The 12694-nt window shown below is 67.7% G+C and carries 2 protein-coding genes; both read left to right on the top strand.

The features are described from left to right. The first annotated feature begins 378 nt into the window (after nucleotides 1-378). Nucleotides 379-7689, top strand: a complete 7311-nt coding sequence (locus tag J2X67_RS08895; protein ID WP_309952292.1) for a polyketide synthase — start codon at nucleotides 379-381, stop codon at nucleotides 7687-7689. Next, nucleotides 7686-12689: a non-ribosomal peptide synthetase gene (locus J2X67_RS08890; RefSeq protein WP_309952291.1), complete on the top strand. Its 5004-nt coding sequence runs from the start codon at nucleotides 7686-7688 to the stop codon at nucleotides 12687-12689. Before J2X67_RS08895 ends, J2X67_RS08890 begins: the two co-directional genes overlap by 4 nt. Nucleotides 12690-12694: the final 5 nt, after the last annotated feature.

Genomic DNA, 12694 nt, shown 5'->3' with positions numbered 1-12694 from the left:
CTCGATAGCGAGTTACCTACTCGATTCGGGTGATTAGCTACCCCGTTTGGGCGATATCAGGTAGTACGTCTATGTAACAACTGATTCCGGAGTGTAACTTGACCAACATTTGCCCCCACCGTTTGCGTCAAACACCCTAGGATTGCCCTCGAAATATGACCAAACGTACTACCTCTTTTTACTTTTACTTAATGCAATTTTTCCGTATTCAATCTGCCGTCAAGTATTACCTATTCGAGCCATTCCATGAAACGTCATTCGGTTTTTTCGGAGCAATTAGAAGCCCCCCGGTTTTCACTGGACGACCTGTTCGTTTCACTGCCCGGTTCGGCAACGGCAGATCGAATTGGTTGTTCGGCGGCATTCGCACCGGAAAATATGCGGCACTGGAGCCAATGGGCCGGAGCTGCCGATCAATTCCCCGACACCCCATTTGCAGCAGCCTGGCTGCTGCTGCAGGCACGCTGGCTCAACGCGCAGCAACCGGTTCTGCCCGAGGCCCTGGCAGCCGGCCCGCAGGCACCCGCAACGCAATCAACGCTTGCCCTGCCGTTCGATCCCGCGCAACCAGCTAGCGCGTGGCTGTCCACGCTCGAACAGCAGCGTCGGCACGTAACGGAAGCAACAGAAGCACACGAAGCCACGGAACCCGGGTTATTGCCAGGCTTTCTCTGGCTGCGCGGCGAACACATCGCACCCGCTACCCAGGCCCCCCTCCGCTTCTGGCTCGACACATCCAGCGACTCTCCGCGCCTCCACGCCGACGCAGCAGCAGGCCTTCTGGACACTGCCTCGCTCGAGCAATTGCTGACCGCAATCGCCGACACGGCCGCCGACCTGCTCTGCCGCCCCGACACACCGCTGGCCGAGATTCGCACCCTGCCCGCTGCCGACCGCGAGCAGCAGCTGGTTGCCTGGAACACGCCCCCCGCGCCTCTGAACCTCCAGTTCAACGTGGTGGACACATTCAGCCGCCAGGCCGCCATCACGCCAGACGCTACAGCGCTTGCCGAGGGCGAAGCGCAGATGAGCTACAGCGAACTGGAGCGCAGCTCCGACCGGCTCGCCCGGCGCCTGCAGCAGCAGGGCGTGCGCGCGGGCGGCGCCGTCGGGCTGCTGCTCGACCGGTCGATGGAAGCCGTGGTTGCGCAACTGGGCGTTCTGAAGGCGGGAGCAGCCTATGTGCCGGTGCCGACGGACTTTCCGGCAGAGCGCGTTGCCTACATGCTCCGCGAAGCGAACGCGCGGCTGACAATCGCCGCGCCCGCACACCGCCACCTCGTGCCGGAATCGATGGCCGTGCTGGCGCCGGACGACGCGGAAGGCGACGCGCAAGCTTCATGGGAGGCCCCGTCCATCGACGGCGAAACGGTGGCGTACGTGATGTACACCTCGGGCTCGACCGGCACGCCCAAGGGCATCGAGATATGCCACCGCGCAATTCTTCGCCTCGTGGTCGATGCGGGCTATGTCGAGCTGGCTCCCGGCCACGCCATGCTGCATGCCGCGCCGCTGGGCTTCGATGCTTCCACGCTCGAAGTGTGGGGGCCTCTCCTCAACGGCGGCTGCTGCGTCATTCATGACGAGCGCGTGCCCACGGGCGGCGGTCTTGCCCGCACCATTGCACGCCACAACGTGCACACGGCCTGGCTCACCGCGGCCCTGTTCAACGCGGTAATCGACGACAACCCCGCGCATCTTTCTGGCCTGCGGCACCTGCTTACGGGCGGCGAAGCGCTTTCGGTGCCGCATGTGCGGCGCGCGCTGGCCGCGCTTCCGCAACTCGCGTTGAGCAATGGCTACGGGCCTACCGAATGCACGACCTTCGCGGCCACGTACCGCATTCCGGCCGCGTTGCCCGCCGATGTTCGTTCAGTACCGCTCGGCCGGCCGATCAAGGACACGGTGCTGCGTGTGCTGAGCCCGGCGATGGCTTTGATGCCTCGCGGCCTGGTCGGCGAGCTGTGCATCGGCGGACACGGGCTGGCGCGCGGCTACCTCGGGCAACCGGCGCTCACCGAAGAGCGTTTTGTGCCCGACCCGTTCGGCGCGCCGGGCGAGCGCCTGTACCGCACGGGCGACCTTGCGCGCTGGCTGCCCGACGGCACCATCGAGTTCATCGGCCGTCGCGATGGGCAGGTCAAGATCCACGGGCACCGCATCGAAACCGGCGAGGTAGAGGCCGCCATCCTCTCCCATCCGGCCGTCAAGAGCTGCGCCGTTGTCGCGCGGCCCGATGCCGATGGGCAGTTGAGCCTTGTCGCCTACCTTGTCGCGCGTTCGCAAGAAAAGCTTTCGTGGGAGGCGGTGCGCGCGCACCTCGCAGCGCGCCTGCCGGCAGCCCTGCTGCCGTCCGCACAAGTCTGGCTCGAGCAATTGCCTGTCACGGCCAACGGCAAGCTGGACCGCAAGGCCCTGCCTGAACCCGCCGGCGAGCGGCCCGACCTCTCCCAGCCTTTCGAAGAAGCGCGCAACGCCATCGAGCAGCGCGTGTGCGAAGCCTTTGCGCGCGCGCTGCGCATCGCAAAGGTAGGGCGCAACGACAACTTCTTCGACCTTGGCGGCGACTCGATGCGGGTGCTGCAGGTGCTGGCCGATCTGCAGCAAGGCAGCGCGCAGCCGCTTTCGACCAACCTCTTCTTCCGGCATCCGACACCCGGCGCAATGGCGGCCCAGTTGCAGCCAGCCGGCGACGCAACGCCCGCGGCAACCGCCCGGCTCCGCTCGCCGCAAACACTGGCCAACGCGCCAGACCTGCAGGACGCCGTAGCGCTCATTGCCACCGCGGGCCGCTTTCCGGGCGCTGCCGATGTCGAGCAGTTCTGGGACAACCTGGTTGCCGGCCGCGACACCATCAGCTTTTTCGACGACGAGACGCTCGACGCCGGAGTTTCCGAAGCCCTGCGCTCCGACCCCGCCTACGTGCGCGCCCGCGGCGTGATCGAAGGCATAGAGAACTTCGACGCGGCCTTCTTCGGCATCGGCCCGAAAGAAGCGGCGCTGATGGACCCGCAGCAGCGAGTGTTCCTGGAGATTTGCTGGGAGTGCCTGGAGCGCGCCGGCTATGTGCCCGACGCGGCCCCCGGCCCCGTGGGCGTGTATGCCGGCATGTACAACGCCAGCTACTTCCAGCGCCACGTCAGCACCCGGCCCGACCTCATCGAAGCGGTGGGGGAGTTCCAGGTGATGCTGGCCAACGAGAAGGACTACATCACCACCCGGGTGGCCAACCGGCTCAACCTCACGGGCCCCGCGGTAAGCGTGCACACCGCCTGCTCGACGTCGCTGGTGGCCGTGGCGCATGCCTTTCATGCGCTGCGCACGGGCCAGTGCTACATGGCGCTGGCGGGCGGCGCGTCCGTCACCTGCCCCACGCGCAGCGGCTACCTCTACCAGGAGGGCTCGATGCTCTCGCCCGACGGCCGCACGCGCAGCTTCGATGCGCAGGCCCAGGGCACCGTGTTCAGCGACGGCGCCGCGGTTGTGCTGCTGAAGCGCCTGGCAGATGCGCAGGCCGACGGAGACACCATCTATGCGGTGCTGCGCAGCGCCGCCGTCAACAACGACGGTGGCGCCAAGGCGAGCTTTACCGCACCCAGTGTCGACGGCCAGGCCGCGGTGATTCGCGCCGCGCTGGCTGCAGCCAACGTGGAGGCGCGCAGCATTTCGTATGTGGAGGCGCACGGCACGGCCACGCCCATGGGCGACCCGATCGAGGTAGAGGCGCTGACCTGTGCCTATGGCGAGCACACCGACGCACTGGGCTTCTGCGCGCTGGGCTCGCTCAAGAGCAACGTGGGCCACATGGTCACGGCCGCCGGCGCCGCCGGAATCATCAAGGCGGCGCTTTCGCTGCACCACGAAGTGATTCCGCCGACGGCGCACTTCACTGCGCCGAATCCTTCCATCGATTTTTCGCGCACGCCCTTCTACGTGACGCCAAGCCTGCAGCCGTGGCCGCGCGCCGGCGATCCGCGCCGCGCGGGCGTCAGCGCCTTTGGCGTGGGCGGCACCAACGCGCACGTCATCGTCGAAGAGGCACCGCCTCGCCCCGCTTCACCCGTTGCAATCGGCCCGCAGGTGCTGCCGCTCTCTGCCCGCTCGGAGGCTGCGCTCGCGGTGGCTGCCGAACAGCTGGCCGCGCATCTCGATGCGACACCGGGGCTGCCGCTCGCCGACGTCGCCTACACGCTCGGCGTCGGCCGCAAGGCACATGCCTTCCGCCGCGCGGTGGTAGCCGGCGACGCGGCCGAAGCCATTGCTGCACTGCGCGGCAACGACAGCGCATGGCGCGTCAGCGGCCACATCGATTCGCGCGCGCCGCAACTGGTGCTGATGTTTCCCGGCCAGGGCGCGCAGTACGCCGGCATGGGCAAGAACCTGCATGCGAACGATCCCGTTTTTGCGGCCGCATTCGATGCATGCGTGAAGGCATTCGGCAACGCTCTGGATTTCGATCTGCGCGAACGCATGTTCGAAGGCGAGGCCGATGCGCTGTCGCCCACGGCCGTGACGCAGCCCGCCATGTTTGCGCTGGAATATGCGCTCGCACGCAGGCTTCTTTCGCTGGGCGCGCGGCCGCATGCGCTCATCGGCCACAGTGTGGGCGAGTTCGTTGCCGCGGTGCTTGCGGGCGTCATGCGCCTCGAAGACGCTGCTCGGCTCGTCGCCCGCCGCGGCGCGCTCATGCAGGCCCAGCCCGCAGGGGCAATGCTGTCCGTGCGCCTTGGCGCGGACCAGCTCACGGCCAGGCTCGGTACTTCGCTGTCGCTTGCCGCGGACAACGGCCCCACCGCTTGCGTGGTTGCCGGGCCCTTCGAGGCGATTGCCGCACTGCAGGCCTCGCTGCAGGAAGAAGACATTCCGAGCCGCCCTCTGCAGACCTCGCACGCATTCCACAGCGCAATGATGGACGGCGCCGTGGCGCCCTTCGAAGCGCTGGTGAGTGAAGTGGCACTGCACCCGCCGACGATCCCGATCTATTCGACGCTCACCGGCCGCCTGCTCGAAGACGCCGAAGCCACCAGCGCCGGCTACTGGGCCCGCCATCTGCGCGGCACCGTGCACTTTTCGCCCGCCGTGCGCAGCGCCATGGCGCAAACGGGGCGGCCGCTCTTTGTGGAGGTCGGCCCCCGCAATGCGCTTGCCACGCTGGTGCGCCAGCACGGCGCCGCCGAGGTAATGCCGCTGCTGCACGGCGAGCCGGCCGACGAGGCCCGCACCCTGCGGCTCGCACTCGCGCGCCTCTGGACATGCGGCGCCGACATCGAGTTGTCGCGGCTTGCCGTGCGCACCGGCGCGCAGCGGGTCCGCCTGCCCACCTATCCGTTCGAGCGCAAGCGTTTCTGGGTCGACATCGCGGCCCCCGCGGCAAAGCCGGCCACCTTGCCGGAAGCCGCGCCGCCCGCGCCCGCCCTTTTCGTACCACCCCCCGTTTTGGAGACGACCGTGACAGTTGCTGCAGCGCCCCCGCTACCTGTTTCTTCCACACCTGCTTCGTCAGACGCCTCGCTGGACGCGCGGTTGCGGTCCCTGTTCGAGGACATTTCCGGCATCGACATGGCCCAGGCGGAGGGGCACGCCGCCTTCAGCGAACTCGGGCTCGACTCGCTCACGCTCACCCAGGTTGCCACGCAGATCAAGAAGCGCTTCAAGGTGAACCTGAGCTTTCGCCAGCTGATGGAGAACTACCGCAGCCTTGACGCCCTCTGCGCGTTCCTGCGGGAGAGCCTGCCGCCCGAGCTCGTTGCCACGTCCGTTTCCGTTGCCGCACCCGTTGCAGCCGCTGCCGTTCCCGAGGCCATTTCCGCGCCTGTGCAAATGGCGGCCGTCGCGCCAATCGCCGTGCACATGCAACCCGCGTTCACTCCGTTGCAAGGCGGCGGATTCGGCGCCGCGCCGCTTGTACAACTTGTTACGCAACAAATGGAACTCATGCGCCAGCAGCTCGCGCTGCTATCGGGCGCAGGGGCAGACGTGTCCGCTGCCGCGGCATCGCAGGCCATTCAACAGGCCCAGCCCGCTACGCAGGCAGAGGCGGTGCAGGTGACCCAGATCGCCCAGGTGGTGCCGGCCTCTGCAGCACCGGCTGCCAACACGGAAGAGCCCGCAGCATCCAGGGAGCCGATGCGCTACGACGTGTCGAAGGCCTTCGGCGCCATTGCGCGCATCCATACGCAGCGCACCGCCGAGCCGAGCGGCCGCCAGAAGGCGCGGCTCGCAACCTTCATGCGACGCTATGTGGAGCGCACGCAAAAGAGCAAGCAGTTCACCGAAGCCAACCGCCCGCACATGGCCGACCCGCGCGTGGTCAACGGCTTTCGCCCGATCACGAAAGAGATCACCTACCAGATCGTCATCGAGCGCTCCAAGGGTTCGAAGCTCTGGGACCTGGACGGCAATGAATACGTCGATGCGCTGAACGGCTTCGGAATGAACATGTTCGGCTGGCAGCCCGACTTCGTGCAGGAAGCCGTGCGCCGCCAGCTCGAAGAGGGCTATGAAATTGGCCCGCAGCATCCGCTGGCCGCCGACGTGACGGCGCTCATCTGCGAACTCACCGGCAGCGACCGCGCGGCGCTTTGCAACACCGGCTCGGAGGCCGTGATGGCGGCCCTGCGCATTGCGCGCACCGTTACCGGCCGCAGCACCGTGGTGGTGTTTACCGGTTCGTACCACGGCACGTTCGACGAAGTGCTGGTTCGCGCCGGCAAGGGCGGCAAGGGCCTCTCGGCTGCCCCTGGCGTGATGAGCGGCATGTTCGGCGACATCCGCGTGCTGGACTACGGCACTCCCGAGGCACTGGCCTTCATTCGCGAGAACGCCGAAGACCTTGCCGCCGTGCTGGCCGAACCAGTGCAAAGCCGCCGGCCCGACTTCCAGCCGCGCGAGTTCCTGGAAGAAGTGCGCGCCATTACCTCGCAAAGCGGCAGCTGCCTGATCTTCGACGAGGTCATCACCGGCTTTCGCGTGGGGCTGGGCGGCGCGCAAGAACTGTTCGGCGTGCGCGCCGACCTTGCCACCTACGGCAAGGTCATCGGCGGCGGCTTTCCGGTGGGCGTGATCGCCGGAAAGCGCGAGTTCATGGACGCACTCGACGGCGGCGCCTGGCAATACGGCGACGACTCGATTCCCGGCGTGGGCGTGACCTACTTTGCCGGCACCTTCGTGCGCCACCCGCTCGCGCTGGCCGCGGCCAAGGCGTCGCTCACCCATCTGAAAGAGGCGGGCCCTGCGCTGCAGGCGGGGCTCAACGCCAGCACAGGCGCCATGGCCGAGGAGCTCACGGCGTGGTGCGCCGAAGTGGGCGCGCCCATTGCGGTCAAGCACTTTGCATCGCTGTGGCGCGTGAGCTGGCTCGAAGACCATCCGCTGCAAGACCTGCTGTTCGCAATGATGCGCAGCCGCGGCGTGCACATCCTGGACAACTTCCCGTGCTTCCTGACGAGCGCACACAGCGCGGAAGACATCGCGACCATCCAGCGCGCATTCAAGGAGTCGGTCGCCGAGATGCAGGAATCCGGATTCCTGCCGCGCCGCGCCACCGTCATCACCGGCTTCGACTACCGCAAGGCGCAGGAAGAAGACGGCTCCGTTCTCGCCCGGGACATCGACGGCCAGCCGTTCTGGTACGTGCCGGACACCACCTCTTCCCCCAGCCATCTGATCAATGGAAAGGCCACAGCATGAACGCCGTTCTTCGCCCCCCCGCAGCCGCGGGCCTTATCGAATGCGTTATTCCGACGACGGAATCGCAGCGCGAAGTCTGGCTCGGCGCAACGATGAGCACCGAAGCCTCGCTCTCGTACAACGAATCGGTGCTGCTGCGCCTGCGCGGCTCGCTCGACCAGGACGCCATGGCGCGTGCCGTGGCCCGGCTCGTCGAGCGCCACCAGTCGCTGCGTTCAACCATTTCGCCTGACGGCACCTGCATGCTCGTCGGCCAGCCGCCCGAAGACCCGATGGTGCAGAAAGACCTGCGCGGCCTTTCTGCGCAAGCACAGGCAGAGGCGCTCAAGGCGGCACACGACGCCGCGGTGAGCACGCCCTTCTCGCTGGAGCAAGGCCCGCTGTTCCGGGCCGTGCTGTACCGCCTCGGCGACGCCGAGCACGAACTCGTCATGTCGGCGCACCACGTGGTTTGCGACGGCTGGTCCTGGGTGGTCATTACCGAGCAGCTCGGGCATCTGTATGCCGAGCAAACCGGCAACGGCCTGCGCCTGAAGCCGGCGCCAAGCTACGCGAGCTTTGCCGCGGAGGAAGCCGCCGAGGCCGCCCACCCCGACATGCAGGTGCATGTGGACTTCTGGCTGGAGCACTACCCCGGCGGAACCTTGCCAGTGACCGAGCTCCCGCTCGACCACCTGCGCCCTGCGGCGCGCACCTTCAGCTCGCGGCGCGCAGAGCGGCTGCTCGACCGGCGCCTTGTGACCGCGCTGCGCTCGATGAGCGCAAAGACCGGCGCCAGCCTGTTTGCGGGCCTGCTCACCGGCCTGGTCGCCACGCTGCACCGCCTTACCGGGCAGGACGACATCGTGGTCGGCATTCCGGCATCGGGCCAGATTGCGCGCGACATGCCCGACCTGGTGGGCCACTGCGTCAACCTGCTGCCGCTGCGCCTTTCGGCGCACGGCCAGATGCGCTTCGACGCCTTGCTGGGCGAATGCAGCACCGCCGTGCTCGACGCGTTCGACCACCAGGCGCTCACCTATGGCGCACTGCTGGGCAAGCTGGCGCTGCAGCGCGACCCGAGCCGCCTGCCGCTGGTGAGCGTGGTGTTCAACGTGGACCCCGACGTTGCCAGCAGCACGCAGGCTTTCATCGGCCTGGACGTCACGCAGGACACCATTGCCCGCAAGTACGAGAACTTCGAACTTTTCCTGAACCTGCGCCCGCTCGACGGCGGCTTGCAGATCGAGGCGCAATACAACACCGACCTGTTCGACGAAGTCACCGTCCAGCGCTGGCTCGACATGTTCGAATGCGTGCTCCGCTCGGCCGCGCGCAACCCGGGCGAGGCAGTCGGGCGGCTCGAAGTGCTCTCGCCGGAGGGAACGCAGGAACTCATGGCCCTGCAGCCCCCGCCCAACGAGCTCGAAGGCGCGCCGCATGCGCTCGCACGCTTCCTGGAGCGCGCGCCGCTTCAACCTGACCGCCCCGCAGTGCGCGACGGCGCGCGCGTTTGCAGCTATGCCGAGCTCGATGCGCAGTCCAACCGGCTGGCGCGTGCGCTGCGCGAGCGCGGCGTGCGCCGCGGCCAGCATGTGGGCCTGTGCCTGGAGCGCAGCCTGGAGATGGTCGTCTCGATGGTTGCCGTACTGAAGGCGGGCGCCGCCTACGTGCCGCTCGACCCCGCGTTTCCGCAGGCGCGGCTCGACCACTACGCCAAGGACGCCAGCCTCGCCCTGCTCCTGACCTCGTCCGACATTGCCGCGGCACCACGCAGCTGGCGTTCCGATGCGGGCGAACGCGTGTTCGAGATCGACCGCGAGGACACCTGGCAACACGGCTCCGGCGAGCCGCTGCCCGCGAGCGAAGACGACGCTGGCCCCGACGATCCCGCCTATGTGATCTACACCTCGGGCTCCACGGGCCTGCCGAAAGGCGTTTCGGCACGGCACCTGTCGGTGGCCAACCTGCTGCAGTGGATGCTCCGCAAATCGGGCATGCATGCCGACGACCGCATTGCCGCGGTGACCACGCTGTCGTTCGACATGGCGGTTCCCGACCTGCTGCTGCCGCTGGCCGTGGGCGCCGAGATCGTGATGGTGCAGCGCGACCTCGCCATGGACGGCGTGCGCCTGAGCAAGCTGCTCCAGGAAGAGCGCATCAACTTCCTGCAGGCCACGCCCGGCATGTGGCAGCTGCTGCTGGACGCCCAGTGGCCGGGTGCACCGGGCTTCAGGGGCTGGATTGGCGGCGAGCCGCTGCGGCCGAGCTTTGCGCTTGCGCTGTGCGAGCGCCTCTCGGAGCTCTGGAACGGCTACGGCCCGACGGAAACCACGGTGTATTCCACCGCCTGGCTCGTCGACCCGAAGGCGGTTGCATCGCGCGGCGTTTCGATCGGCCACCCCGTCGACAACACCGAGATCTGGATTCTCGACGCCGACATGCAGCCCTGCCCGATCGGCGTGCCGGGGGAAATCTGCATTGCAGGCGACGGCCTTTCCGAAGGCTACATCGATCGGCCCGAACTCACCGCAGAGCGCTTTGTCACCGTTCGCCTCTTCGGCACCGCCAAGCGCCTGTACCGCACGGGCGACCGCGGCCGCTGGCGCAACGACGGCCTGATCCAGCACCTGGGCCGGCTCGACTTTCAGCTGAAGGTGCGCGGTTACCGCATCGAGCCGGGCGAGATCGAGGCTCGCTGCTGCGAGGTGGCCGGCGTTTCGCGCTGCGTGGTGGTCGCGCGCGAAGACAGCCCGGGCGACGTTCGCCTGGTGGCCTACCTCGCGCTCACGCCAGGTGTCGAGCTTGACCAGGACGTGCTGATGGCCCACCTGCGCGAGCACCTGCCCGCCTTCATGCTGCCCCAGCACGTGGTGGCGCTGAAGGCACTGCCCACGCTGCCCAACGGCAAGGTCGACCGCGTGTCGCTGCCGCCGCCGCAACAGGTTTCGCGCGACGAGGCACGGCGCGGCGCCGCACCGCGCACCGATTGCGAACGCAAGGTGCTCGAAACCATGGAAAAGGTGCTGAGCCTGCCCGGCCTCGACATGCGGGACGACTTCTTCGCCATGGGCGGCCATTCGCTGCTGGCTTCGCGCCTGACGACGCTGCTGAGCCGCGAGTTCAAGATCACGCTGCCGCTGCGCTCTCTGTTCGAGGCGCCCACGGCGGAAAAGCTGGCCGCCGTTGTCGAAGGCCTGCAAAGCACGGGCTCCCGTGCCCAGGCGCCGCTGCCTTGCCGCTTCAGCCGCAAGACGGCGCCCCTCACGCCGTCGCAAGAGCGCATCCGGTTCATGGAAGAGCTGCATCCGGGCCGCTCGGTCTACAACGCGCCGGCCGCCCAGCGCCTGACCGGCAGCTTCGATGCGCAGCGCTTCGAGGCCGCGTTCCGGGAAATCATTCGCCGCCAGCCCGCGCTGCGCACCCGCATGGCCACCGACCCGCACACCGGGCAGCCGGTGCAGGCGATGTCGGAAGCGGTCGATTTCGAGTTGCCCTTCATCGACCTGCGCAACCTGCCGGCCGACCAGCGCGAAGCCGAACTGGCCGAGCGCATGCAAGAGCTTGCCGACCGGCCCATCGACATTCATCGGGCGCCCATGATGCATGCGGCGGTGTTCCAGCTCGACGAGCATGAGCACGTGTTCGTGTTCGTGCCGCACCACCTCATCTGGGACGGCTGGTCCTTCGACCTGCTCCAGCGCGAACTCTCCGCCATCTACGACGCGGCGGAACGCGGGCGCCCGCACGGCCTGCCCGCGCTCACGACCACCCATGGCGACTATGCCGAGTGGCAGGCGGGCTGGATGAACGAGGCGGGCTTCCAGGAGCAGCTCGACTTCTGGCTGAAGCGCTTTGCCGATGCGCCGATGCCGCGCCAGCCCAACACCGACATGCCGCGGCGCTCGGGCAAGAGCGGCCAGGGCGGCGCGCAGTGGATCCGTGTCGACCTGTCGACCACGCAGCAGCTGCGCAAGGCCGCCCGCGACATGGACGTGACGCTCAGCATGCTGACCTTCGGCATCTACGCGCTCACCATGAGCCGCGTCATCGGCTCGGAATCGATCGTCATTGCCAATCCGGTGCGCGGCCGCCAGCAGCCCGAGACAGAAGACGTGATGGGCTTCTTCAACAACGTGCTGCCGGTGTCGCTGCAGGTTGGCCTCGAGCAGCCGCTTTCGGAGTTCATGCGCTACGTGAAGCGCGAACTGCTGTCGATCATGAACTACCAGCAGGTGCCCTTCGAGCGCCTGATGGCCGAGCCCGCGCTCGGTGCCCGCATTCGGGCAGTCGGCCCCTACCAGGCGATGTTTTCCTTTCAGGACGCACGCGATCGTGCGCGGCGCCTGGGCAGCCTGCAGACCCGCCAGCTGCACCTGATGCAGCACGGCGCAACCGACGACATCGGCGTGTGGCTGATGGACAAGCCGCACGGCCTGGAAGGCGCGCTCATCTACAACGCCGATATCTACCTGCGCGAAACCGGTGCCCACCTGCGCGACCGCTACCTGGAGCTGCTGCAAAGGGCGGCCGACTACCCCGACGCCACGCTGGCCGAACTCTCCAGCGAAGAAGGCTCGGCAAGCGCGGTGTACCTGCGCAAGCTTGCAGCGGCCGATCCGCACAAGACTGCGGCACCGGCCAATGGCGCCGCCGCGGTCCCGAAGGCGGACGACACCCTGCTGAACCCCGAGCACGCGCAGCTTGCGCAGATCTGGGCTTCGGTGATCGGGATCGACGTCAACGACATCCGCCCGACCGACAACTTCTTCGACCTTGGCGGCGATTCGCTGCTCGTGCTGCGGGCGCTGCAGCAGACCGAGCAGACGCTGGGCTACCGCGTGCAGTCGCGCCGCTACCTGTTCGAGAACCTCGGCCAGATCGCCGCGTCCGCCCGCGAAGCGCACGACACCGCGGACCTCACGGAGCTGGCGCCGCTTGCCATGGGCAACCTCAAGGCCGGTGCGCGCAGCGAGGGCCTCTTGAGCCGCACCTTCGGCGGCTGGCTGCGCAAGGAGTGAACGAT

It is taken from the genome of Variovorax sp. 3319, from assembly GCF_031456585.1.
Taxonomy (GTDB): domain Bacteria; phylum Pseudomonadota; class Gammaproteobacteria; order Burkholderiales; family Burkholderiaceae_C; genus Variovorax; species Variovorax paradoxus_P.
Note: the sequence above shows the minus strand (reverse complement) of the source record. Positions and strands in the feature narration are given on the sequence as shown.

Excerpts from the sequence above, each read along its gene's own strand:
- J2X67_RS08895 (WP_309952292.1), top strand. The coding sequence starts at position 379 with ATGCGGCACTGGAGCCAATGGGCCGGAGCTGCCGATCAATTCCCCGAC.
- J2X67_RS08890 (WP_309952291.1), top strand. The coding sequence starts at position 7,686 with ATGAACGCCGTTCTTCGCCCCCCCGCAGCCGCGGGCCTTATCGAATGC.